Source organism: Hyphomonas sediminis (assembly GCF_019679475.1).
Classification (GTDB): domain Bacteria; phylum Pseudomonadota; class Alphaproteobacteria; order Caulobacterales; family Hyphomonadaceae; genus Hyphomonas; species Hyphomonas sediminis.
In genome coordinates this window covers 441,508-463,674 of sequence record NZ_JAIEZP010000001.1, presented here as the reverse complement: position 1 = coordinate 463,674, position 22,167 = coordinate 441,508, and the positions used below count along the sequence as shown (strand labels likewise).

General features: G+C 63.7%; 24 protein-coding genes. 15 read left to right on the top strand and 9 right to left on the bottom strand.

The features are described from left to right. The first annotated feature begins 21 nt into the window (after positions 1 to 21). A complete protein-coding gene (gene odhB, locus K1X12_RS02280) occupies positions 22 to 1,545 on the top strand; it encodes a 2-oxoglutarate dehydrogenase complex dihydrolipoyllysine-residue succinyltransferase (protein WP_220986023.1) in 1,524 nt (507 codons plus the stop codon). Here the strand turns inward: odhB and K1X12_RS02275 are convergent. Then, positions 1,542 to 2,249, bottom strand: coding sequence for a class I SAM-dependent methyltransferase (locus tag K1X12_RS02275; protein WP_220986022.1), 708 nt, complete (start codon positions 2,247 to 2,249; stop codon positions 1,542 to 1,544). The genes odhB and K1X12_RS02275 overlap by 4 nt on opposite strands. A gap of 155 nt (positions 2,250 to 2,404) precedes the next feature. Between K1X12_RS02275 and yghU the strand changes: the two genes are divergently transcribed. The 3 genes from yghU (at position 2,405) to K1X12_RS02260 (ending at position 4,678) form a co-directional block, all read left to right on the top strand. Continuing rightward, positions 2,405 to 3,277, top strand: coding sequence for a glutathione-dependent disulfide-bond oxidoreductase (gene yghU / locus K1X12_RS02270; RefSeq protein WP_220986021.1), 873 nt, complete (start codon positions 2,405 to 2,407; stop codon positions 3,275 to 3,277). Between the two features lie 2 nt (positions 3,278 to 3,279). Then, positions 3,280 to 4,257, top strand: coding sequence for a hypothetical protein (locus K1X12_RS02265; RefSeq protein ID WP_220986020.1), 978 nt, complete (start codon positions 3,280 to 3,282; stop codon positions 4,255 to 4,257). Positions 4,258 to 4,333: 76 nt separating this feature from the next. After that, a complete protein-coding gene (locus K1X12_RS02260; RefSeq protein WP_220986019.1) occupies positions 4,334 to 4,678 on the top strand; it encodes a chorismate mutase in 345 nt (114 codons plus the stop codon). Here the strand turns inward: K1X12_RS02260 and K1X12_RS02255 are convergent. Further along, positions 4,639 to 5,025, bottom strand: a complete 387-nt coding sequence (locus K1X12_RS02255; RefSeq protein WP_220986018.1) for an Hpt domain-containing protein — start codon at positions 5,023 to 5,025, stop codon at positions 4,639 to 4,641. The genes K1X12_RS02260 and K1X12_RS02255 overlap by 40 nt on opposite strands. A 174-nt stretch (positions 5,026 to 5,199) precedes the next feature. Here K1X12_RS02255 and K1X12_RS02250 point away from each other — a divergent pair, with 174 nt between their 5' ends. Both K1X12_RS02250 and K1X12_RS02245 read left to right on the top strand, forming a co-directional pair. Further along, positions 5,200 to 5,343, top strand: coding sequence for a hypothetical protein (locus K1X12_RS02250; protein WP_220986017.1), 144 nt, complete (start codon positions 5,200 to 5,202; stop codon positions 5,341 to 5,343). An 81-nt stretch (positions 5,344 to 5,424) separates the two neighbouring features. Then, positions 5,425 to 7,419 (top strand): hypothetical protein, encoded by a 1,995-nt coding sequence (locus tag K1X12_RS02245; RefSeq protein WP_220986016.1) that lies wholly within the window; start codon positions 5,425 to 5,427, stop codon positions 7,417 to 7,419. A gap of 25 nt (positions 7,420 to 7,444) precedes the next feature. On the opposite strand, the gene gcvA is transcribed toward K1X12_RS02245, so the two are convergent. Continuing rightward, entirely contained in the window at positions 7,445 to 8,377 is a 933-nt protein-coding gene (gene gcvA / locus K1X12_RS02240) for a transcriptional regulator GcvA (RefSeq protein ID WP_220986015.1), read from the bottom strand. Positions 8,378 to 8,486: 109 nt separating this feature from the next. On the opposite strand from gcvA, the gene cysG reads away from it, so the two are divergent. The 6 genes from cysG to K1X12_RS02210 are packed head-to-tail and all read left to right on the top strand — an operon-like array spanning position 8,487 to position 13,757. Continuing rightward, the gene (gene cysG / locus K1X12_RS02235) at positions 8,487 to 9,935 is read left to right on the top strand and encodes a siroheme synthase CysG (RefSeq protein WP_220986014.1); all 1,449 of its coding nucleotides are present in this window, start codon (positions 8,487 to 8,489) and stop codon (positions 9,933 to 9,935) included. Beyond that, a complete protein-coding gene (locus K1X12_RS02230) occupies positions 9,932 to 10,255 on the top strand; it encodes a DUF2849 domain-containing protein (RefSeq protein ID WP_220986013.1) in 324 nt (107 codons plus the stop codon). Before cysG ends, K1X12_RS02230 begins: the two co-directional genes overlap by 4 nt. Next, complete coding sequence (locus tag K1X12_RS02225) at positions 10,255 to 10,878, top strand: glutathione S-transferase family protein (protein ID WP_220986012.1); 624 nt, start codon at positions 10,255 to 10,257, stop codon at positions 10,876 to 10,878. Before K1X12_RS02230 ends, K1X12_RS02225 begins: the two co-directional genes overlap by 1 nt. Next, on the top strand, positions 10,878 to 12,536 hold the full coding sequence (locus K1X12_RS02220) for a nitrite/sulfite reductase (RefSeq protein ID WP_220986011.1): 1,659 nt from the start codon (positions 10,878 to 10,880) through the stop codon (positions 12,534 to 12,536). The genes K1X12_RS02225 and K1X12_RS02220 overlap by 1 nt, the downstream gene beginning before the upstream one ends. Beyond that, the gene (locus K1X12_RS02215) at positions 12,523 to 13,008 is read left to right on the top strand and encodes a DUF934 domain-containing protein (protein WP_220986010.1); all 486 of its coding nucleotides are present in this window, start codon (positions 12,523 to 12,525) and stop codon (positions 13,006 to 13,008) included. Before K1X12_RS02220 ends, K1X12_RS02215 begins: the two co-directional genes overlap by 14 nt. A gap of 14 nt (positions 13,009 to 13,022) precedes the next feature. Then, positions 13,023 to 13,757, top strand: a complete 735-nt coding sequence (locus tag K1X12_RS02210) for a phosphoadenylyl-sulfate reductase (protein ID WP_220986009.1) — start codon at positions 13,023 to 13,025, stop codon at positions 13,755 to 13,757. Positions 13,758 to 13,854: 97 nt separating this feature from the next. Here K1X12_RS02210 and K1X12_RS02205 read toward each other — a convergent pair whose 3' ends face one another. From K1X12_RS02205 to K1X12_RS02180, 6 genes are all read right to left on the bottom strand, one after another. Beyond that, positions 13,855 to 14,676 (bottom strand): TrmH family RNA methyltransferase, encoded by an 822-nt coding sequence (locus K1X12_RS02205; protein ID WP_225907839.1) that lies wholly within the window; start codon positions 14,674 to 14,676, stop codon positions 13,855 to 13,857. A 362-nt stretch (positions 14,677 to 15,038) separates the two neighbouring features. Further along, positions 15,039 to 15,371 (bottom strand): RcnB family protein, encoded by a 333-nt coding sequence (locus K1X12_RS02200; protein ID WP_220986008.1) that lies wholly within the window; start codon positions 15,369 to 15,371, stop codon positions 15,039 to 15,041. 68 nt (positions 15,372 to 15,439) lie between these two features. Continuing rightward, complete coding sequence (gene rpoH / locus K1X12_RS02195) at positions 15,440 to 16,339, bottom strand: RNA polymerase sigma factor RpoH (protein WP_220986007.1); 900 nt, start codon at positions 16,337 to 16,339, stop codon at positions 15,440 to 15,442. 328 nt (positions 16,340 to 16,667) lie between these two features. Continuing rightward, positions 16,668 to 17,810: a cell division protein ZapE gene (gene zapE, locus K1X12_RS02190; protein ID WP_220986006.1), complete on the bottom strand. Its 1,143-nt coding sequence runs from the start codon at positions 17,808 to 17,810 to the stop codon at positions 16,668 to 16,670. 14 nt (positions 17,811 to 17,824) lie between these two features. Continuing rightward, entirely contained in the window at positions 17,825 to 18,439 is a 615-nt protein-coding gene (locus K1X12_RS02185) for a rhomboid family intramembrane serine protease (protein WP_220986005.1), read from the bottom strand. 96 nt (positions 18,440 to 18,535) lie between these two features. Then, complete coding sequence (locus K1X12_RS02180) at positions 18,536 to 18,979, bottom strand: response regulator (RefSeq protein ID WP_220986004.1); 444 nt, start codon at positions 18,977 to 18,979, stop codon at positions 18,536 to 18,538. A gap of 244 nt (positions 18,980 to 19,223) precedes the next feature. Between K1X12_RS02180 and K1X12_RS02175 the strand changes: the two genes are divergently transcribed. From K1X12_RS02175 to K1X12_RS02165, 3 genes are all read left to right on the top strand, one after another. Next, positions 19,224 to 20,129 carry a GNAT family N-acetyltransferase gene (locus K1X12_RS02175; protein ID WP_220986003.1) on the top strand — a complete coding sequence of 302 codons (906 nt, stop codon included), beginning with the start codon at positions 19,224 to 19,226 and terminating at the stop codon, positions 20,127 to 20,129. Between the two features lie 71 nt (positions 20,130 to 20,200). Next, positions 20,201 to 20,692: a GNAT family N-acetyltransferase gene (locus K1X12_RS02170; protein ID WP_220986002.1), complete on the top strand. Its 492-nt coding sequence runs from the start codon at positions 20,201 to 20,203 to the stop codon at positions 20,690 to 20,692. Positions 20,693 to 20,810: 118 nt separating this feature from the next. Continuing rightward, positions 20,811 to 22,157 (top strand): MFS transporter, encoded by a 1,347-nt coding sequence (locus tag K1X12_RS02165; RefSeq protein ID WP_220986001.1) that lies wholly within the window; start codon positions 20,811 to 20,813, stop codon positions 22,155 to 22,157. The last annotated feature ends 10 nt before the right edge of the window (positions 22,158 to 22,167 follow it).

Here is a 22,167-nt window from a genome sequence, read left to right as displayed (position 1 = left end):
AGAAGAGCCGGACACGGACCCATGACAGACATCGTTGTTCCCACACTGGGCGAAAGCGTCACTGAAGCCACCGTCGGCCAATGGCTGAAATCGGCCGGCGACGCCGTGAAGAAAGATGAGGTGCTCGTCGAACTCGAAACCGACAAGGTTTCGGTCGAAGTCTCCGCATCTGAAGACGGCGTTCTCTCGGAAATCGTGGCGAAGGCCGGCGACACCGTCGGCATCGGCGCAGTGCTCGGCCGACTGAACGCTTCGGGCGGCGCGGCAAAAGCGGCCCCTGCCAAGGAAGCGGCGAAGCCTGCTGCTGCTCCGGCAGCCGCCCCTGCCGCGGCGCCTGCTGCCGGCGGGGCGACCACGGACGTTAAAGTCCCGGTGATGGGCGAAAGCGTTGCCGAAGGCACAATCGCCAACTTCTCCAAGAAGGTCGGCGATGCGGTGAAGAAAGACGAGACGATCGCCGAGATCGAAACCGACAAGGTGGCACTCGAAGTGCCCGCGCCAGCAGACGGCGTGCTTGTCGAGTGGCTGGTCAAGGAAGGCGACGCCGTAACCCCAGGCTCCGTCATTGCACGGATCGGCGGGGCAGGGGCTGCGCCCGCCAAGGCTGCCGCTGAGCCTAAGGCCGAAGCGCCAAAGGCAACCCAGCCGGCCGCCACCGGCGACCGCCCGGTTTCCCCGTCGGTGCGCCGCATCTCGACCGAAGCCGGCGTCAACCCCGCAGAAATTCCCGGCACGGGCCGTGATGGCCGCGCCACCAAGGCCGACGCCCTGGCCTATGTCAATCAACCGAAAGCAAGCACATCGACCATGTCTGAAAGCGCCTCGCGCCCGCCGCGTGAAACCGGCCCCCGTGAAGAACGTGTACGGATGACGCGTCTGCGTCAGACCATTGCCCGCCGCCTGAAGGAAGCTCAGGACAGTGCCGCAATGCTGACCACGTTCAATGATGTCGACATGTCGGCGATCATGGACCTGCGCAAGAAGTACCAGGAGGCCTTTGTTGCCCGTCACGGCATCAAGCTCGGCTTCATGAGCTTCTTCGTCAAAGCAGTCGGCGAAGCCCTGAAGGAAATCCCGGCAGTGAACGCCGAGATCGACGGTCAGGACATCATCTACAAGAACTATTACGATATCAGCGTCGCTGTTGGCACCGACAAGGGCCTGGTTACGCCCGTGCTTCGCGGCGTTGACGAGATGTCGCTGGCTGACATCGAGAAGGGCATTGCCGAACTTGGCAAGAAGGCCCGTGACGGCGCCCTCACCATCGGCGACCTGCAAGGCGGCACCTTCACGATCTCCAATGGCGGTATCTATGGCTCACTGATGTCGACGCCGATCCTCAATCCGCCGCAATCGGGCGTGCTGGGCATGCACCGCATCGAGGACCGCCCGATCGTGCGCAATGGCCAGATCGTCATCAAGCCGATGATGTACCTGGCGCTGAGCTATGACCACCGCATCGTTGACGGCAAGGAAGCAGTGACCTTCCTTGTGCGGGTCAAGGAAGCTCTGGAAGATCCTGAGCGCCTGCTGCTCGAGGTCTAGGCCTTTTGCGCGGTCCAGCCGCGCATTAGTGCAGCCTGAAATACCGGGGCGGGGGGCGAGAAGCCTCCCGCCTCAATCATTTTGGCGACGGCGTCTGGCCCGTGCACGGCGAACTGGACGCCATAGGCCTTGCGGTAATGCGCGCGGGAGTCTTCGCTTTGCCCGTTGAGGCCCATGAGGCTGAGCCAGAGGCTCATCACGCTTTCGAATGAGTGGGCTGTATCGTCCGCGCAGAGATCGACATTGATCAGCCGACCGCCGGATTTCAGGCGCGCGGCAATGTCGGCGAAATAGGATTGCCGGGCGACGGCATCTGTCAGGAAATGTGAGACCAGCAGGCTGGTGGCTGCGTCATGTGCGGCAAGCGGCGTGGCAGAAACATAATCGGCATGAAAGGCGCAGCGGTCAGTATAGCCGCCAGCCTCTGCATGGCGCCGGGCAACCGCCAGCATTGGAGCAGACGGGTCCACAAGCGTGAAGCGCCAGCCCGGATGGCGCGGCGCGAGATAGCGGACTTCCGCGCCCGTGCCGGCGCCCGCCACCAGGATGCGGGCATCTTCGGGCAGCCCGCTGAAATAGCCCTCCATCAGCAGGTGGAAGCAATCCTTCAGCGCGTTCAGCGCGGCGAACTGATCGTCATAGACTTTTGCGTGAGCTTCATCGAACGGCGCCGGAGCGGAGGCTGGTGAAGCGGGTCGGCGCATATGTAGCTCCAAAAGTTACGAGATATAGCTTCCAGTTATGATGCCGCCCCGAGCGCGGCAAGAGGTGATCGTACGCTTTAGTGTTTCCGCCTTGTAAAATGCCGATTAAACCAGACCTTAGACGCGCACAAAGCGGACACATCCGGAGGAACGCCATGAGCGATAGCGATTATATCCCGCCGAAAGTCTGGACCTGGAAACAGGGCTCTGGCGGACGTTTCGCCAATATCAACCGCCCGATCGCCGGCCCGACGCATGACAAGGAACTGCCAGTGGGCAAACACCCGCTGCAGCTCTATTCGCTGGGCACGCCCAACGGGGTCAAAGTGACGGTGATGCTCGAAGAGCTGCTGGCGCTGGGCTATTCGGGCGCCGAGTATGACGCCTGGCTGATCAATATCGGCTCGGGCGACCAGTTCTCATCGGGCTTTGTGTCGGTGAACCCGAACTCCAAGATCCCGGCGCTGCTGGACCGGTCGGCCAATCCGCCGGTGCGGGTGTTCGAGTCCGGCGCGATCCTGATGTATCTCGCCGAGAAATTCGGCGCCTTCCTGCCGAAGACTTATCCCAAGCGCTCCGAAGCGCTGAGCTGGCTGTTCTGGCAGATGGGGTCTGCGCCGTTCCTGGGCGGCGGGTTCGGGCATTTCTATGCCTATGCGCCGCTGAAGATCGAATATGCCATCGACCGCTATGCGATGGAAACCAAGCGTCAGATGGATGTGCTGGATCGTCATCTGGCCGAGCATGAGTTCATGGCGGGCGATGAATACTCGATCGCCGACATGGCCATCTGGCCCTGGTATGGCGCGATGGCGCAGGGCATCCTCTATGAGGCAGGCGAGTTCCTGGAGGTCGAGGCCTACAAGAACGTGCAGCGCTGGACCAAACAGGTCGCCGAACGTCCGGCGGTTCAGCGGGGCCGAATGGTGAACCGCACCTTCGGCAAGCCGGAAACCCAGCTTTGGGAACGCCATGACGCAAGCGACTTTGACACGAAGACGCAGGACAAGCTGCAGGCGGGTAGCTGAGCGTGCTGGGCCTGTTCGGGAAGAAGAAAGCCGCGTTTGATGTCGCCGAAGGCAACCGGCATGTGGCGCCGGGGCTGGAGCTGGTCGCTGCCGGGAACGGGCAGGGGCTGGGCGAGCTTTATGCAGGCCTGCCGCCGGCTGACCGGCTGCACTTCCTGGATGGCGTCGGCCAGTTAACGGAAATCGGGGCGCCGCTGCCGGCACTCGACTCGCATCCGGCAATATATGCGATTGCGGGGGGCCTGCATTATGTGTGGGCACACCGGCTGCGCGGCTTTGCGACCGCAGACCGGACTAGCCACGACCAGGTGATGAACATGGCCGAGATGGCCGCTGTCGCCGAGGACCTGCTGGACGCCGCCGTAGAGTTTACCCCGCGCGACAGCGCCCTGCATGGCTTTCGTTTCCGCCGGCTGACACTGACGGGCGGGCGGGAAGGCGAGGCCGATGCCGTGACCGCCGATCTGCGCGCCTCGGGCGAGGCCAATGTGCTGGCAGAGCTGGCGCGGATGAACTACCTCGCGCCCAAATGGCATGGCAGCGTCGGCGAGATGCATGCCGCCGCCGAAACGGCAATGGACGGCGCGCCGAACGCTTCCTTCCTGGCGCTGAAAGCCCGCGCCTGGATCGAGGAATGGCTCTACCAGACTGCCATGAATGACGAGGCGGACGAGATCGCCGCCTTCCGCGCGAAGGTGAAATCCGATGCCTTCAAGGCCGAAGTCGGTGCGCTGGACGATGAATTCCGCCAGCGGTTCAACAACGGGCCGGAGCTGAGCTTTGCGGAGGCGTCTTTCGCGCACAACAACCTTGCGGTGCTGTTCGTGCTGTTTGCCGACAAGGCGCGCCTGAAGCCGCACCTGACGGCCATTGGCAGCCATGCGGCGCAAACCCCGTGGGGCTATGTCGCCGGGCGCAACGTTCCCAGGATGATCGACCGGAAGCGGGCCGAGTGTGGGCTACCCAAACTCAAGGGCTGAGCTGCGTCGCCGCGCCCTGTTCCCTTGCGGAGGGGCGAGGGGCCATATAGGGCAGGCGAAAGCTTAGAGAGGCCGCATGACGACCTATACTTCTGACCCGCGCCGCAACACGGCTGCGACCTGCGAAACCATGGCGGATGTGCGCTATGAGGTCGACCGGATCGACCGCCTGCTGGTGGAGATCCTGGCGGAGCGCCAGTCGATGATGGATGCGGCGGCCCGCATCAAGGGGCCGCGCGCCGCGGTGCACGACCGGGCCCGGATCGAAGACGTGGTTGCCAAGGTGAAGGCCGAATGCGCCGGGCGCGGCCTGTCGCCTGCGATCGCCGAGCCGGTCTGGCGGACCCTGATCGACCGCTGCATTGCCTATGAATTTGAAAGCTATGATGCGCTGCGTTTGGCCGCTGAAGCCAAGTCGTAAGCAGCGCGGGCGGCTGCTTCCAGCGTTTCGCCCAGGGCATCCTTGATCTCGCTGATGAGGACCGAGGCATGCGCCGGGCTGGGCGGCGTCTCGGCGCGGCCGGCCTTTTCGGCGCGCTCGCAGGCGGCGGCGAGTTTCAGCGCGCCGATGCCCAGGCTGGCGCCTTTCAGCGTATGGGCCGCATCTGCCCATTGCCGGGCCTCGCTCAGTGGATCGAGCAGGCGGGACCAGATCTGCGCCTGTTCCCGGAAGATGCCGATCACCTCCTGTGACAGCTCCGCGTCTCCTCCTGTCATGGCTGAGAGGTGGGCGAGATCGAGGACGGGCAGGGGGCTTTCGGAAGGCATCAGGCGGGACTCCACACTTTGCGCGCCAGCCTGCGCGGGTGCGGTTAGCACCGCGTTAACCCCAAGTACCGGTAGATTCTTTCCGGGGCGGCACATTGCCGGGGCGTCATATTTCTGGTATTTACCCTCAATCTGGGCGATCTGGCCCTTCATCCCTATCCGGAATGACCGACCATGACCAACTTTCTGATCCTCATCCGCAATGTGGTGCTGGCAGCGATCTTCGCGATCCTGGGTCTGGAATTTGCGCCGCAGGCGCCCGAGAAGGCGCCGGAAGGTCAGCGTGACGCATCGGTAATCCGGTCGGTCCTGCCCTGACTCGAAAAATCAGGGTGTTAGCGCTCTGACGCCGTGCAATCAGCACTCGCAGGAACCCGCAATGCGGGTTATACACATATCATGACAGATGCTCCCTCTGCGCGCCGGTCAGGCCGGGACGACCTCGTCCGTCACGAGGCATCGCAGAATTTTGAAGCAGCCCAGCACAGCGGCGGCTGGATGGTTGGCCTCGCTTTTGTCTCCGCCCTTCTGTGGCTTGGTGGACTTGCGGCAGCTTTCATCGGGCTCGGCGGCATCAGTTTAGCCAGCCAGTATCATCCTGCGCTTGTTGCCGCAGTTGGTATCGGCGCGCTGATCCCCGCCATCCTGATGGTTGCCGCTGGATACATGGCGCGCGCCAGCCACCGCGCCGCAGCGGCCAATGCGCTGGTTCTGGCTGCGGCCGCCCGCCTGATGGCGCCGGCCCGCGAAGCCGGCAGCGAAGGCATCACCTTTGCCGAACAGATGAAACAATCCGCCTCCGAGATCGACACGGCGATGGCCCATGCGCTGTCGGCAATGAAGGCAATGGCTGGCGAAATCGGCGACGAGCGCCTGCGTTTGGAATCGGTTTCCTATGCCGCCGCCGACAATGCACGCGACCTGGCCGAGCGGTTGAGCGAAGAACGCCACGCGCTGGAATCGCTCGCCCGCGACCTGCGTACTCAGGTGGCCGCCATGAACGAGGCGATCCCGCGCCAGGCCCAGCTGATGGTCTCTGCCGCCCGCACCGCGAGCGACGAAGTTGGCAAGGCCGACGCCGCGCTGGAGCAGCGCCTGATCGCCATGCAGCAAGCGGGCGATGACCTCAGCCGCCGGATGGTTTCGCTCGACGAGATGGCGCGCGATGCGTCGGGCCGCACGGACGCGCTGACCTTCTCGATCAGCCGCGTCGAGGACAAGCTTGAGCATTCCCGCCGCACGGTGGACGCTGCCGTGCGCGCCAGCGAAGTGGCCGCCGCCGCCGCCGCAACGACCGGCGACGCGCTGAAGAATGCGGTATCCTCTGCCATTGATGGCGCGCGTCAGGCGAATGCCGAGATCAATGCCGCGACCCGCGCGGCCGCCGATGAAGCAAACCGCGCGCTGACGAAGCTGCGCGAAACGGGCGAGCAGGCGGCCTACGCCCTGCGCGCTGCTGGCCTTGCTGCGCGGCTTGAAAGTGAAGCGCTCGACCGGCTGGCCGGGCCTTATATGCCGGCTGGGTCTGCTGCTGCGGCGGCGCCTTTGACGCCGCCAACTGTCCGCACACCAATTTCTGCGCCGCAGCCACAGGCACAACCCTTCCAGAGCGGGCCAAGCCAGGCCCGGCCTTCGGCCTATGGGACTAGCGCGGCGAACCCGCCGGCTGCGCCCGCGCCCCGGCAGAACATGGATGACGACCTCTTCGAGGCGAGTGCCGACGCGATGATCGCGGCGGCGCGGTCTGTGGGCAATGAGCACGATCTGCTCGACGACGAGCCTATGGTGTTTGGCCGCACGCCGGCTGCGCCCGCGCCGCGCGATCCGGAGCCGCCGCAAGCGACCCTTCGCCGCCGGCATGACGATCAGCCGCCGGAGCATCCGCGCCGCCGCGCCAGTGACTACCAGCCCGCGCCGAATGGCAGCGCCAATGGCCACACTGCCATCAATGGCAGCCTCAGTGTCGGCAATGGAAATGGTCAGGCGCCGAATGGCGGCCCGGCGCCCTGGCGCGAAATCATTTCCGATATCAGCAAGGACCATGCGCCGCCGCAGGCGGACCGGGAGTCCATTGCCGATGCCGTGATCGACCGCCTGCAGTCATCGGGCATTCCGTTGTCGGATGTGTTCAAGCCGAAGTCCAAGCGCCGTATCGCGGACGCTGCCCGCCGGGGCGAGCAGGATCGCCACGCCGCGACGATCGAGCAGGGCGGTAAGCAGTTCGACCGGGTGGTGCAGCGCCTGCGCGGCGATCCTCGGCTGTCGGAAATGGCCAAGCACTTTGTAAAGTTCGAGCGGACGGACGCGTTGGCCGCGTTGGAGCAGACCCAAAGCACGAGCCGCAATGCGAGCCCGCGCCTGGCGGCTTATCTGCTGCTGGATGCCGCGCTCTGAAGCAGTGCGGGCAAGGGGCAGCCGGTCAGACGCCAACCACCTCGCTGTTCATCGCCTCGTCCTTGATCCATTTGATGAAGGCGCGCACATCGCTCGAAAGGTGACGGCCCTTCGGCCAGACCAGCCAATAGCCGAAATCGATCGGGATCGATCCGTTTGCAAACGGCGCGACGAGACGGCCAGCTTCAAGATCAGCGGATGCAATCGCTTGTTTGGCGAGAGCAACGCCGCGCCCAGCGGCGGCGGATTCGATTACGAGGATTCCCTGGTTGAAGCGGGGCCCGCGTGTCCCATCGACGCCGTTGACGCCGTGGGCACGCAGCCAGCTTGCCCAGTCGGGGCAGGAGGGGTCGTTCTCGGAGCTTTCATCGTGGAGCAGTGTGTGGTTGCGCAGGTCTTCCGGCTTGCGGATGGCGTCGGGCCCTTCCAGCAGGCGCGGCGAGCAGACCGGCAGGACCATTTCGTCGAGCAGCTTCTCGGATTTCAGGCCTTCATAATTGCCCCGGCCATAGCGGATCGCGATATCGGCATCGGCGGTATTGAAGTCGGTCAGCGACATGTCTGCCGAGATCCAGGCTTCGATGCCCTCATTGGCGCGGTGGAAGCTTTCCAGCCGCGGCGCCAGCCATTTGGCGGCGAAAGAGGGCGCAGACGAGATCATCACCCGGCCTTTGCGGGCAGGGGCCTGCATCACGCGGCCGGCTTCTGAGATCTTTTCGAATGCGTCGCGCACCAGCGGCAGGCTCGCCTGCGCGGCGTCGGTCAGTAGAACGGAACGGCCCGTTCGCTTGAAAAGCGGGGTCCCGGCAAAGTCTTCCAGCTGGCGGATCTGTTGCGAGATGGCGCCCGGCGTGACATTCAGTTCCTCGGCCGCCTGAGTGAAGGACAGGCGCCGCGCCGCCGCCTCAAAGGCACGCAGGGCGTTTAGCGGGGGCAGGCGGTCGTTGGAATCGCTCATCGATAGTTTCTCTAAATGATCGCTGTAGGGGTTGCCCGTTGCTGCAGCGCCGTCAAGCAGGTTTTGTGTGGTTCTTCGTGTAGTGTCCCTAACAAGAGAGTTTGCGCCCATGCGCCAGTTTCCGGCCTTCTTCAATCTCGAAGGCGCCCGCATCGCCGTTTTCGGGGGTGGCGAGGAAGCCGCGCGCAAGCTGCGCCTGTTTGCCGGGTCTGGCGCGGATGTCGCCCTGATTGGCGGCTTTGCGGACGCGGCACTGGCGGCTGAATTTGCGTGGACGGAGACGTTTGCGCGCGCCGATGTTGGCGCGGCCTTGCTGGGCGCGCGGCTGGCGATCATCGCCGAGGAAGACGTTGCGCTTCGGGCCGCAGCGCTTGATGAAGTGCGTGCGCGCGGCATACCGGTGAATGTCGTCGACCAGCCGGAAGATTGCGATTTCACGGTTCCCTCGATCCTCGACCGGGGCGAGATTGTTGCCGCCATCGGCACAGGCGGCGCCTCGCCCGTGATTGCAAAGTCCATCCGTGCCAAGCTTGAAGCGCTGCTGCCTCAGCGCATTGGCGATCTGGCCGGCCTCGCCCGCAGCCTGCGCGGCTTTGTGGTCGATGCCATTCCCGACAAGACCGCCCGCCGCCGCTATTGGGAGCGCGCGCTCTCCGGTCCGGCGGCCGAAGCTGCTTATGCAGGCGATCTGGACCGCGCCGAAACCCTTCTGCGCCAGCAGGCCCGACTGGCCGGGCGCGCGCGCGGCGTGGTGCATATCGTCGGCGCTGGCCCCGGTGATCCGGAACTCCTGACGCTCAAGGCCCTGCGCCTCATCCAGGAAGCTGATGTGGTGTATTATGACCGCCTCGTCAGCGGCGATATTCTTTCCCTCATCCGCCGGGACGCGGCGCGCGTGCCGGTCGGCAAGTCAAAGGGCGATCATTCTGTTCCGCAGGCGGAGATTCAGGCCCGCCTTGTGGCCTCGGCCCGCGAAGGCCTGCGCGTCGTGCGTCTCAAAGGGGGCGACCCCTTCATCTTCGGCCGCGGCGGCGAGGAGCTGGAAGCGGTTCGCGCCGAAGGCATTGAGGCCTATGTCGTGCCGGGCATTTCGTCTGCGCTCGGCTGCGCGGCCTCTGCCGGCATTCCGCTCACCCACCGGGACCATGCCCAGACGCTGACCTTCGTGACCGGCCATGCCAAGGAGGGCGGGGTGCCCGACCTGGACTGGGACGCGCTGGCGCGTCCGGCGCAGACCGTCGTCGTGTTCATGGGCGTTGATACCGCCCCGGCCATTGCCGAGAAGCTGGTCGCCGCTGGCCGGGATGGGAAAACCCCCGTCGCCGTTATCGAAAACGGTACGCGCGCTGATGAGCTGCGCGTCTTCGGCACGCTGGCCGAACTGCCTTTCCTGGTCGAGGAAGAAGGCATTCTTGGCCCGGCCTTGCTGATCATCGGCGAAGTGGCCGGCCTGCCTGCAGAGCAGGGCCGCATTGCCTCCATTCTTTCTGAAGCCTCCGGTCAGCCATGGTTTGGCGCCGCTTCCCACCCGCTGAAAATCGAGGAGTCTGCCGCATGACCTCCGTTCGCCCGAAACTGAAACCGGAAACCCCCAAATCCGTCACCGCCTGGGACACGGCGACCGGTCGCGCCGTCTGGCTGAAGGCTGATAAGACGTGGACGGAAAATATCTCCCTGCTTGGCGTATTCGCGGGTGACGCGGCAGAAGCCGCGCTTGCAACAGCCCTGAAACAGGAAGGCCAGGTGACAGATCCCTATTTCATGGAAGTGACGCCAGATGGCGCCATCACGGGCCGGGAAATGCTGCGCGAATCCCTGCGCGCGCACTTCTCGCGCGGGGCAGCAGAGCCGTCAGAGCGAGAACAGGAAACCGCCTGATGCCAGCGCTCTCGCTTGGCGGGTTCACCCTTTATGGCGATCCCGTTTCCGGAAACTGCCTCAAGCCGAAATGGACGGCCGATCTTCTCGGCATTCCGTATACGTGGGTAAATGTCGATGTGGTGAAAGGGGAGACCCGCACCCCCGATTTCCTGGCGATCAACCCGGCCGGGCAGGTGCCCGTGGCGCGCTGGGAAGATGGCCGCGTGCTGCCGCAGTCCAACGCCATCATGCTCTATCTTGCCGAAGGCTCCCGCCTCATTCCGGCGGATAGTTTCGCGCGCGCAGAGGCTTTTGGCTGGCTGTTCTGGGAACAGTATTCGCATGAAACGGCCATCGCCGTGCGCCGCTTCCAAAAGCATTACCTCAAGAAATCCGACACCGAGATCGACCCCGCCCTTCTGGTGCGCGGCAATAATGCGCTCGGCGTGATGGATCAGCGCCTCACCGGGCGCAGCTGGTTTGCCGGAGACAGCCTGTCGATCGCTGACATCGCCCTCGTCGCCTACACGCGCGTTGCGCATGAGGGTGGTTTTGATATTCGCCTTTATCCGTCTGTCGCAGACTGGGTGCATAGAACTGAAGATGCGCTGGGTATTCCCCATGCGCAGGAGCTTGCCTGATGTATCGCTATGATGAGTTCGACGCCCGCATCGTTGCTGAGCGTGTCGCCCAGTTTCGAGGGCAGGTGGCCCGCCGCCTGTCTGGCGCGCTGCTGGAAGATGAGTTCAAGCCGCTGCGCCTGCAGAACGGCGTCTATCTCCAGCTTCACGCCTATATGCTGCGCATTGCCATTCCCTATGGCCAGCTTTCTCCGCGCCAGCTGCGCCGCCTTGCGGAAGTCGCGCGCGATTATGACCGGGGCTTTGGCCATTTCACCACGCGCCAGAATATCCAGTTCAACTGGGTGGCGCTGAAAGACATTCCGGACGTGCTGGAAAAGCTGGCTGAGGTGGAGATGCACGCCATCCAGACCTCGGGCAACTGTATCCGCAATACGACCACGGATCATTTCTCCGGCGCCGCGCAGGATGAGCTGCTCGACCCGCGCCCCTGGTGTGAGATCATCCGCCAGTGGAGCACGTTTCATCCGGAGTTTGCCGCCCTGCCGCGCAAGTTCAAGATTGCCGTGACCGCTGCCGAGCATGACCGCGCCGCCATCCGTGTGCATGATGTGGGCCTCCACATTCGCCAGAAGGATGGCGTGGTCGGCTTTGAAGTCTGGGTTGGCGGCGGGCAGGGGCGCACGCCTGTCATCGCCACGCTGGTCAATCCCTTCGTGCCGGAAAACCAGATCCTCGATTATCTCGAAGCCATCATGCGGGTTTATAACCGCTATGGCCGCCGCGATAACAAGTACAAGGCGCGCATCAAGATCCTCGTCACCGAGCTGGGCGAAGCCGAATACATCCGCCAGGTCGAAGAAGAGTATGCGGCCCAGCGCCCGCATGAGAAAATCGATCTGTCCCCAGAAGAAATTGCGCGCATTCACGCCTATTTCACCCCGCCAGAGCTGGCAGGGAAACCCGCTGTTTCCCAACGCCTCGAAGCGGCGAAGACTGCAGACCCGGCCTTTGCCCGCTGGACGCGCGTGAACCTGCATCCGCACAAGACGCCCGGCTACGCCTCCGTCACGGTCAGCCTGAAACCGCAGGGCGTAGCGCCCGGCGACGCGACCGACACGCAGATGGAGCTGGTCGCCGACCTCGCCGAGAAGTTCGGCCATGGCGACATCCGCGTCAGCCATGCGCAGAACCTGATCCTGCCGCATGTGGCGCTGGACGATCTGCCGGAAATCTATGCCGCGCTGGACGCTGCTGGCCTCAGCACGGCAAATGAAAGCCGTATCACGGACATGATCGTCTGCCCCGGCCTCGACTATTGCAACCTTGCGAACGCCCGTTCAATTCCGGTGTCGCTTGAGGTTTCCAAGCTGTTCGCGGACCCCGCCTATGAGGAAGACATCGGCCGCCTGCATATCAATGTGTCAGGCTGTATCAATGCCTGTGGCCACCATCATGTCGGCCATATCGGGATCCTCGGCGTCGACAAGAAGGGCGAGGAATTCTACCAGATCCTTCTCGGTGGCCGCGCAGACGAGAAAGCCGCGCTCGGCAATATCGTCGGCCCCGGCCTGAAGGCTGAAGAAGTGCCCGGCGCCATCCACCGCGTGGTGGAATATTACCGCGCCAACCGCACATCCAAGGACGAGAAGTTCATCGACACGCTGGAACGCCTTGGCCACCAGCCCTTCCAGGAGGCGCTCTATGCCGCTGATTAAGAACGGCGCCGAGATCGCCAACGATTGGACTTTCGTGCCCGACGGCGCGGTGTTGCCCGAAAATGGCAGGTTTTCTGTATCGCTCGCTCGTTTCCTCAGCCTGAAGCAGGGGCGGGAGAACGGCCCGCTGCCCGATGGCGTGCGGCTGGAACCGGCAGACAATGTCGAGGATCTGGAGCCGTTCCTGAGCGAGCTGTCGCTGATTGAGATCGATTTTCCAAAATACACTGACGGGCGCGGCTACAGCCATGCCCAGCTCCTGCGCCGACGTTTCCAGTTTACCGGCGAGCTGCGCGCGGTCGGTCATGTGCTTAGGGATCAGATATTCTACATGAACCGTTCAGGGTTCGATGCTTACGAGACACGACGCGCTGGCCTATCTGAGGTGCTGGAAGCCCTGGGCGAATACAGCGTCGTTTACCAGCCCGCCGCTGATGCTGCCGTTCCGGCCTTCCGCAGACGCAACATCTGACGAAAGCCCGGCCCATGGCCTTTGAAACTGAAACGATCGAAGAGCCGAAAGACCGGCTGGCACGCCTCAATGGCGAGCTGCGCCAGGCCTCGGCCCAGACCGTGCTGCGCGCGGCGATCATCCGGGAATGGCCGGGCCAACTGACCTACGTGTCGAGCTTTGGCGCCGAAAGCGTCGTGATGCTCTCCCTCATTTCCGAAGTTGATCCCTCGTTGCCGATCCTCTTCATCGATACGGGCATGCATTTCCCGCAGACGCTGGACTATAAGGACGAGGTGATCGACCGCCTCGGCCTGACCGGCGTGCGCACGATTGCGCCGAACGAGACCGAGCGCAAAGTGCTCGATCCCAAGAACATGCTCTGGAAAACCGACGCGGACGCCTGCTGCGGCCTGCGCAAAGTGCGTCCGCTTGAGCCTGCGCTGGAAGGATTCGGTGCCTGGATCACGGGCCGCAAACGCTTCCATGGCGGCGCCCGCATGAACCTGCCCGTATTTGAATACGCAGATGGCCGCTACAAGGTGAACCCGCTCGCCAGCTGGACGCAGGCGGATGTCGATCTCTACCTCGAGCAGAGAAACCTGCCGCGCCACCCGCTGGTCGCGCAGGGCTATCCCTCCATCGGCTGCTGGCCCTGCACGCAGCCCGCCGCTGATCCCAATGATCCGCGTTCGGGTCGCTGGGTCGGCCGGGAAAAGACCGAGTGCGGACTGCACGTGGACCGCAACGAGCGGCCGCGGGTTTTCTGATTTGAATTGCTCACGGCTGTTGCTGAGCCTGCGCTTTGCTTGTGGGGCGCGCCGCTGCTGAGCTCATCCTGAGCGAAGTCGAAGGATGGCGGGCTATCTAGCTGCCCCGCGCCGCAAACACATGTGCCAGCGCTATCGCCGCCGCCGTCGCCACGTTCACGCTGTCAAACCCGTCCGTCATCGGAATGCGCACTGGCCGCGCCCGCGCGATCATGTCTGCCGGCAGGCCGGGGCCTTCGGCGCCCATCAGCAGCGCAACGTGGTCAGGTACTTTCAGCGCGGGAAGGGGGGCGGCGTCCGCGCGCGGGGTCAGCGCCCAGACTTCATGTCCAGTCGCTTCTGCCGCTTCGATCAGGCCCGCGCCCGTGCCGCCATGAGCAAAGGGCAGCCACAGCGCCGCGCCCGCCGAAACACGGATCGCCTTCCGGTAAAGCGGGTCGCAGGACGGCGCGTCCAGCAACACGGCGCTCGCGCCAAAGGCCGCCGCATTGCGGAAACACGCGCCCACATTGTCGTGATTGGAAAGCTCTGACAGCAGCAGCGCCGTGGAAGGTCCATCCTTAGGCAGAACATCCTGCGGCGTGCGCGCCGCGCCCTTGCGCCCGCAGGCGAGCACGCCGCGATGTATCGGAAAGCCCGCCACCGCGTCCATCACGCCCTGGGGCGCCACATAGACCGGTACACCTTCGGGCACCAGCGCCAGCATTCCGGCGAGCGGTTCCAGCCGTGTTTCGCACAGGAACAGGCTTTCCACCTCGAACCGCCCGCGCCGCAGCAGGATCTCCAGCGTCACCTTGCCTTCGGCAATGAAACGCCCGCCATGCCCATTGGTCAGGTCGCGCTCGCGGATGGAGGTATAGGCGTCGACCCTCGGGTCTGCCGGGTCTGAAATGGGAGTGATCGCAAACGTACGGGGCAACGGCCTGGTCCGGTTAAAAGCCTGCGTGCGTTAGGGGCGTAAATCCGTGCGCGGTCAAGCGGCGCGAAACGGCTCAGTTCGATGGCAGTCCGAAAATCGCTTCAGCGATATAGCCATCCTCCGCCCTGACGCGATACGCGCCCCGGTCTACGCGCACCCAGCGGGCGTCTGGGCAATGGCGCAGGAGCCTGCCCCCATGGCGCTCGCCAGCAATACGATCACGACCCTCATGAACACGGGCTTCCCCTTCACATCTTCTGGCGACCAACGCCGAGATGTGCCGGAAGTTCCGTGTCTGGCCCTCAAATAAGAAAGGCCCGCGAGAGGCTTGCTCCCGCGGGCCCATTCAAAGAAATGCCGTGTTAGTTCAGCAGGGCGTCGACCAGCACATCGGCGATCAGGCCGCTGGCGATCTCGACCAGATAGGCATCCTGATCGACATGCACCCAGCGATAGCCGCGCGGCGGCTCGCGCAGATCATAATCGCGCCAGTCGCGCACATAGACCTCACGGTATTCGACCGGAAGATACTGGCCTTTGCCCCAGATCTTCTTGGCATGGCCCGGCGGGATCTTGCCCTGTTTGGCAAGGCCGGGCGGCAGGTCGTAACCGCGATTGTGCGGCGGGTCCGCATAGGCGGCCAAACCGGTGCCCATGGCTCCGGCCAGCATGAAGGTAAGGGTCTTGAGAGACATGGTGCGCCTCCTTTCGTTATTGCGGGTCTTTAACCCGCAAACACGGCAGGTGTTCCCTCAATTTTCTGTCATGCGCCGACTGGCATGCCTTGCTCCTTGGCCATGCGCTTCATGGCTTTCTGGAGCTTTTCGAAGGCGCGCACCTCGATCTGGCGGATGCGTTCCCGGCTGACATTATACTGCTCGGACAGCTCTTCGAGCGTCTTGGGCTCGTCGATCAGGCGGCGCTCGGTCAGGATGTGGCGTTCCCGTTCGGAGAGGTCTTCCATCGCCTGGGTCAGCAGTTCCATCCGGGCGTCGAGTTCCTGGCGGTTGGCGAAGGTCTCCGCCGTGCCAGGCTCGTCATCAGCCAGCCAGTCCTGCCACTCCATGTCGCCGTCCTGGCCCATCGGCACGTTCAGCGAAGCGTCCGAGCCGCTCATGCGGCCGTTCATCGAGTAGACTTCCTCCTCGGTGACGTTCAGCTTTTCGGCGATCAGGCGGGCTTGTTCCGGCTTCAGGTCGCCGTCGTCTAGCGCCTGGATTTCGCCTTTCAGGCGGCGCAGGTTGAAGAACAGCTTCTTCTGGGCGGCGGTGGTGCCGAGTTTGACGAGGCTCCAGCTGCGCAGGATGTATTCCTGGATGGCTGCGCGGATCCACCACATCGCATAGGTGGCGAGGCGGAAGCCCTTGTCCGGGTCGAATTTCTTGACGGCCTGCATCAGGCCCACATTGCCCTCGGAGATCACTTCAGCCATCGGCAGGCCGTAGCCGCGATAGCCCATGGCGATCTTCGCCACGAGGCGCAGGTGGGAGGTCACCATCTTCTCGGCAGCGTCGGTGTCTTCATGTTCGCGCCACCGGCGCGCCAGCATGAATTCCTCGTTCTTCTCGAGCATCGGGAACTTGCGGATTTCGCTGAGATAGCGGCTCAGGCCCTGTTCGGGGCTGAGGGCAACGGAACTGCTTCTTGCGGTCGTGTTGGCCATGTTCATTCCTCCTTTTCGGGTCTGGTCCCGTCTTGCCGGCAACCTTCCCTTTTCCTCAGAGCTCACCCGGAGTTTTAGCCCCGCTAAGCGGCGGCGTCCTCACCGGGCGCGCGCAATTCACTCATCGCGCAGATGCATAAATAGGAATTGAGGCAAGCATATGGAAGAGGGGCCGGCGCGGTATTCCGGCCAGTGTCACATCTTCGTGTTGTCGCAGGTCCGGGGCCGGGCGGCCCGCCTTACCTGACTGTCATGTAGGAGCAGGATCAGCCGGTGCAAGCATCCGGCTTCAGCCTCCGGAAATGTACCTATGCGTCCCAATACGCCTCTACTTGGCCGCCGCGCCGGAGAGATCCACATCTTTCCGCTCCTGGCCAAGATAGTCCTTGGACCGCATTTCGAACAGGCGGCTGGCCGTGCGCTCAAACTCGAAAGCGCCGTCGCCTTGCGGATAAAGCGCGCCGGGCTCGGCCTCCGCGCTCGCCACCAGTTTCACTTTTGCCTCATAAAGCGCATCGATCAGGCTGACGAACCGCATCGCCTCATTGCGCTTCTCCGGCGAGAGCAGGGGGATACCCTCAAGGATGATTGTGTGGAATGTGCCCGCAATCATCAGATAGTCGAGTGGGCCGAGTGGGCGGGCGCACAGCTCGTCAAAGGTAAAGCGGGCGACGCCTGCGGCCTCGCGGTTCACCTCCAGCTTCCGTCCCTTGACCGTCAGTGTGCAGTGTTGCGCCTCGGCGCCCAGCGTCAGCCGGTCCCAGGCCCGGTCCAGCGCAGCGGCGCTGCCCGCGTCCAGCGGCGCATACCAGACCGGCGCTTCCACCAGCCGGTCCAGCCGGTAATCACGCGCGGAGACCAGCTGCATCACCTGGCAGCGCGATTTCAGCTCGGCAATGAAGGGCAGGAAAAGCTGCCGGTTGATGCCGTCCTTGTAGAGATCATCCGGGTGGCGATTGGAGGTGGCCACCACCGTCACGCCGCGCTGGAACAGCTGGTCAAACAGTCGCCCAAGGATCATGGCGTCTGCAATCTGCGTTACCTGGAACTCGTCGAAGCACAGCAACTTGGCTTCAGCTGCAATCTGCTTGGCCACTGGCGGGATCGGGTCGTCACCGGCAGACTTCACCCGCCATTCGGAGCGCTTCTTCTCCTGGTCGGTCATCTTGCGCCAGGCGCCGAGGCGCTCATGCACTTCGGCCATGAATTCGTGGAAGTGCACGCGGCGTTTGGGGCGTGTCACGGCCTCGCCGAAGAACAGGTCCATCAGCATGGATTTGCCCCGGCCAACCCCGCCCCAGAGGTAAAGCCCGGTCACCGGCTCCGGCTTTGAAAAAAGGCCGGGCTTTGGCTGGCGCGCCAGGCGCTGGGCCAATCCGTCCAGCAATGCGGCGGCCTCAGCCTGCGCCGGGTCTGTCGCCAGCGCGCCGCTGGTCACCTTCGCCTCATACTTTGCGCGCACACCGCCCATCTGCCGCCCCGATCTCAGCCGAATTTCTGCGAGATCTGCAGCAGGAAATGCGTCCACACCTGCGGCGCTACCAGCAGCGTCGTGACAATGCCTGTCACTGCGCCGCCAAGATGGGCTTCATGCCCGATCACGCGGTTGGCGCGCTGGGAGAACACATAGCTCAGCACCACGAAGGCAATGCCGAACACGATGCCCCACATCGGAATGACGAACAGGAACAGCAGCACAGAGAACGGATCGATCAGGCAGAAGGCAAGGATGATGCCGGAAAGCGCGCCTGAGGCGCCCGCAGCGCGATATTGCGGATTGTTCTTGTTCCACACATAGGCCCACACGCTGCCCCCGATCAGGGAGGCAATGTAGATGATGAGGAAGTTCACGCCGCCCAGATAGTGCTCGATCACCGGGCCGAACATGAAGAGGCCATACATGTTCAGGACCAGGTGCGGCCCATTCACATGCAGGAAGCCGGAGCTGATCAGGCGATGCCATTCGCCTGCCTCCTGCATCGGGCCGACCCACAGGATGTTCTGTTCGTTGAAAGCCTGGTTGCGGAAGGCAATCAGGCTCGCAAACACGTTGAGAACGATCAACGTCAGCGAGGCAGGATAGGAAAAGATGTCTGGCATGCGTCTGTCTTTTCCTCAAAAACTGAAAACCGCCCGGAGCGCCTCCGGGCGGCTTAGCAACTGGATGGCGTAGGGGGCAAGCGCCGGGCGCTTTTATCAGGCCGCGCGGCTGGCCGTGCTGCGGGCGCCGGCAGCCGGCATCAGTTCCAGCAGGAAATCCTCGAAGGACTCCGGGCGCTGGATAAACCGGTTGAAGTTCAGGCCAGCCTTGAACACGGCGACAGGATGGATATTGGCCCCGCAACGCACGGCGGAGGCAACAACATCGTCGCGCTCTGGCCGGGAAGAGGAGACCGCAATGCGATGCTTGCCCATATTGGCAATGCGCGCCACGGCCATATCCACATCATCGCCGGTTTCCGGCAGCTGCAGGTCAACGATCACGAGATCAAAGCGCTCAAGGCGCAGGCGGCGCTCGGCGGCCAGCAGGCCCTCCGCCATTACGAGATCGACCGGAATACGGGCGCGCGCGGCCTTGTCGGCAGCATGCGTCAGCATCGTACGCACCGGTTCGTGATCTTCGACCCAAAGCACTTTCATGAACTAGAACCCCGTTGAAAGTTTGACTGCTTGCTGGGCCAGAGGTGTTAAGCCGCCGCCCGTCTGACGTTCACAATGCCATGCGCGTCTTGCGTCTTGGTAAAGCGAAACTTTCCGAAGTATTGAAATTCCTACGGATTTAGGGGGTGTCCCTAAGGGAATGTGGGGCCAGTCTTCCAGTTTTTTGCGCCCGGTCGTATTCTTTTCGGCTTAACTATTAAGGGTGGAAGGCCGGTCGCCGCATATGACAGATGATTCTGCCGCAAAGCCTGTGGCCACAACAGGCATGGCTGCCTTCCTCCCGGAAACAGAGCGGGATGACGCGCATATTGTCGACGTGCTGATCGAGGAGCGCTGCCCCCGCCTGCGGGCCAGTCCCGCCTGGCCGCTGGCCCGGCCGCTGCTCTATTCCATTCTTGGTTACGGCAAGGCCCGGAAAATGGCGGATGAACTCATCCAGCTTTCAGGCCGGGAGAGTTTTGACCGTCTTTCGCGCCAGCTTGCCTTCGATATTTCGATTAACCGGCTGGACCGCCTTCCGGAGAAGGGCCGCTGCATCGTCGCTGCGAATCACCCGACGGGCCTGGCTGACGGCGTTGCGGTCTGGGATGTGCTCAAGAAAAAGCGCGACGACATCGTGTTTTTCGCCAATGCGGACGCGATCCGGGTCAACCCGCGCTTTGAGGATGTGATCATCCCGGTCGAATGGGTGCAGGAAAAGCGCTCCCCCGCCAAGACGCGCGAAACCCTGAAACGCGCCGCAGCCGCCTTCGCGGAAGAAAAATGCGTCGTCATTTTTCCCTCCGGCCGCCTCGCTCTGAAGCAGGATGGGCGGATGATCGAGAAGGACTGGTTCCCCACGGTCGCCGGCCTTGCCCGCAAACAGGCCGCTCCGGTCATCCCTCTGAACCTCGATGCCCGCAATTCGGCCCTCTACTATCTCTTCTGCGACCTCTCCAACGAGCTGCGCGACATTACCCTCTTCAATGAGCTGCTGAACAAGCGCGGCTCGAAGTTCCAGATGACCTTTGGGGAGGCGATCGATCCCAAGGCGCTGGCGGGAGAGCCGGCAACTGTCACTGAGGCCCTGAAAGCACACGTCGCCTACACGCTGCTGTCAGATCCCGACGCCGTCTTCCGGCCTGTGTAAACAGAGCCGGGCAGGGGCCTTCACACATCAATGCTTGCGAGGGGGGCAATTGCGCCCTAGAGCGCGCCGCCATGATCGAGATTGTGCCCGAAAACCCAGCTCTGCATGCCGAAGCGATCGAAGCTCTCTTCGACCGCACCTTCGGTCCCGGCCACTTTGCCAAGACGGCAGAGCGTCTGCGCGAATATTCGCGCTCCCTGCCGGAGATAAACCGCGTCGCGGTGGAAGACGACAAGGTGATCGGCGTTTGCCGCGTCTGGCCGTTGGTGGTTGGCCCGGCGCGCATGCCGGCGCTGTTCTACGGCCCGGTGGCGGTCGATCCGGCCTATCGCGGCAACTTCCTCAGCCTGAAGATTACAGAAGCCGCGCTTGAAGCCGGCAAGGATGCCGGCTGGCCCGCCGCCGTGCTGATCGGCGCCTTCAGCCTGTTCGGCAAGGTCGGCTTCACCGTCACGCCGAAGAACCGGCTGACATTCCCAGGGCCCCAGGACCCCTCCCGCGTCATGGTCCGCGACCTTGCGGGCGACGCCAGCCTCCTCGAAGGCCTGGTCACAGCTCCGTGATTTAAGGTTGCCGGGGTTGCCCCTGCCTGACACTATCTGCCCAGCGCGCCTGATCTGCCCACTCTGAACCCGCCCGGCAATGAGGCGGGAGGGCAGATAACGCGTTCAGGGAGGAAGTATGGCCGACATTGTGACCGGCCAGGACGAGCCTGTCCGGCCGAGCGCCGGGCTGCGCGAGGTTCTGGGATCACTCCGCCAGCCGAAAGTCGCCATTGCGATGGTCTTTGGCATCGCCACGGGTATGCCGCCTGTCATGGTGGGGGTCACGCTTGGCTATTGGCTGCGCCAGGAAGGCGTCGCGCTCACCGCCATCGGCTTCATGGCCTGGGTCGGCATCTTCGTCTCGGCGAAGTTCCTCTGGGCGCCCTTTGTTGACTGGATCAGGCTTCCGGTCATCGGCAGGCTGCTGGGCCATCGCCGCTCCTGGATGCTCCTTGGGCAGATCTTCGTAACGATCGGCACACTGGGCATGGCCTTCGCCGGGCCCTCAGGCGGGCTCGCCGTCTTCGCCGGCTTTGCGATGCTCACCTCCTTTGCCGCCGCCACGCAGGATATTGCCGTGGACGCCTGGCGCATCGAAAGCGCGCGCGATGAGGAACAGGATCTCATGGCCTCGGCCTATATCCTCGGCCTCCGCTCGGGCTATTTCCTCGGCAACGTGCCCATCCTTGCCGCTTCCGGCATTATCGGCTGGCAGGCGGCGTATGCTTTTGCCTCGCTTGGCGGCATTGCCGGGCTGTCAGCCTTGTTGCTGGCGCGCGAGCCGGCCAAGCCGCGCGACTTTGCGCCCCTCACAGGCCTTGGCTCTGTCGGCGCCGCGCTCATCCGCCCCCTGAAGGTATTCTGGCAGGACCACGGCACTGGCCTTTACATCTTCCTGCCGTTGATTGCGCTCTTTTTCCTGCCCGATGGCCTGATCGTGCCGATGGTCGGTCCGCTCTATATCGATCTGGGTTTCTCCACTGCCGAGATCGCCGGCATGCGCACCGCAATCGGCTTTCCCGCAACGCTGGGCGGTGTCGTCGCCGCCGGTCTGATCGGCCTGCGCTATGGCACGCTGGCGGCCATGGCCGTGGGCGTTGGCCTTGCAGGGCTCTCCAATCTTGGCTTCTGCATTCTCGCGCTGTCGGGCGGCTCGAAGGTCATCTGGGCGGGCATCACGGTCGTTGAAGGCTTCAGCGGCGGCCTCGCCATGGCGTCCATCGTCGCCTGGGCCAGCCGGCTCACCAATCCGGTGGCCACTGCCGCGCAGTTTGCGCTGCTCTCTTCCCTGATGTCGCTGCTCAGCGGTTTCCTCGGCGGCTTTGCGGGCCTCGGCGTCACGCTGTTGCAAAGTGTGGCCGGCTCATCGATGGGCGGGTTCGCGCTCTACTTTGCCTTCAGCCCGCTGGCGGCCATCCCGCCCTTGATCCTTATCTGGCTGGTGGTCCGGCGAGCGCGCCGGATGGCGCAGACCCCGCTTTAGGGCAGGGGCG

Excerpts from the sequence above, each read along its gene's own strand:
- odhB (WP_220986023.1), top strand. The coding sequence starts at position 22 with ATGACAGACATCGTTGTTCCCACACTGGGCGAAAGCGTCACTGAAGCC.
- K1X12_RS02275 (WP_220986022.1), bottom strand. The coding sequence starts at position 2,249 with ATGCGCCGACCCGCTTCACCAGCCTCCGCTCCGGCGCCGTTCGATGAA.
- yghU (WP_220986021.1), top strand. The coding sequence starts at position 2,405 with ATGAGCGATAGCGATTATATCCCGCCGAAAGTCTGGACCTGGAAACAG.
- K1X12_RS02260 (WP_220986019.1), top strand. The coding sequence starts at position 4,334 with ATGACGACCTATACTTCTGACCCGCGCCGCAACACGGCTGCGACCTGC.
- K1X12_RS02255 (WP_220986018.1), bottom strand. The coding sequence starts at position 5,025 with ATGCCTTCCGAAAGCCCCCTGCCCGTCCTCGATCTCGCCCACCTCTCA.
- K1X12_RS02250 (WP_220986017.1), top strand. The coding sequence starts at position 5,200 with ATGACCAACTTTCTGATCCTCATCCGCAATGTGGTGCTGGCAGCGATC.
- K1X12_RS02245 (WP_220986016.1), top strand. The coding sequence starts at position 5,425 with ATGACAGATGCTCCCTCTGCGCGCCGGTCAGGCCGGGACGACCTCGTC.
- gcvA (WP_220986015.1), bottom strand. The coding sequence starts at position 8,377 with ATGAGCGATTCCAACGACCGCCTGCCCCCGCTAAACGCCCTGCGTGCC.
- cysG (WP_220986014.1), top strand. The coding sequence starts at position 8,487 with ATGCGCCAGTTTCCGGCCTTCTTCAATCTCGAAGGCGCCCGCATCGCC.
- K1X12_RS02230 (WP_220986013.1), top strand. The coding sequence starts at position 9,932 with ATGACCTCCGTTCGCCCGAAACTGAAACCGGAAACCCCCAAATCCGTC.
- K1X12_RS02225 (WP_220986012.1), top strand. The coding sequence starts at position 10,255 with ATGCCAGCGCTCTCGCTTGGCGGGTTCACCCTTTATGGCGATCCCGTT.
- K1X12_RS02220 (WP_220986011.1), top strand. The coding sequence starts at position 10,878 with ATGTATCGCTATGATGAGTTCGACGCCCGCATCGTTGCTGAGCGTGTC.
- K1X12_RS02215 (WP_220986010.1), top strand. The coding sequence starts at position 12,523 with ATGCCGCTGATTAAGAACGGCGCCGAGATCGCCAACGATTGGACTTTC.
- K1X12_RS02210 (WP_220986009.1), top strand. The coding sequence starts at position 13,023 with ATGGCCTTTGAAACTGAAACGATCGAAGAGCCGAAAGACCGGCTGGCA.
- K1X12_RS02200 (WP_220986008.1), bottom strand. The coding sequence starts at position 15,371 with ATGTCTCTCAAGACCCTTACCTTCATGCTGGCCGGAGCCATGGGCACC.
- rpoH (WP_220986007.1), bottom strand. The coding sequence starts at position 16,339 with ATGGCCAACACGACCGCAAGAAGCAGTTCCGTTGCCCTCAGCCCCGAA.
- zapE (WP_220986006.1), bottom strand. The coding sequence starts at position 17,810 with ATGGGCGGTGTGCGCGCAAAGTATGAGGCGAAGGTGACCAGCGGCGCG.
- K1X12_RS02185 (WP_220986005.1), bottom strand. The coding sequence starts at position 18,439 with ATGCCAGACATCTTTTCCTATCCTGCCTCGCTGACGTTGATCGTTCTC.
- K1X12_RS02180 (WP_220986004.1), bottom strand. The coding sequence starts at position 18,979 with ATGAAAGTGCTTTGGGTCGAAGATCACGAACCGGTGCGTACGATGCTG.
- K1X12_RS02175 (WP_220986003.1), top strand. The coding sequence starts at position 19,224 with ATGACAGATGATTCTGCCGCAAAGCCTGTGGCCACAACAGGCATGGCT.
- K1X12_RS02170 (WP_220986002.1), top strand. The coding sequence starts at position 20,201 with ATGATCGAGATTGTGCCCGAAAACCCAGCTCTGCATGCCGAAGCGATC.
- K1X12_RS02165 (WP_220986001.1), top strand. The coding sequence starts at position 20,811 with ATGGCCGACATTGTGACCGGCCAGGACGAGCCTGTCCGGCCGAGCGCC.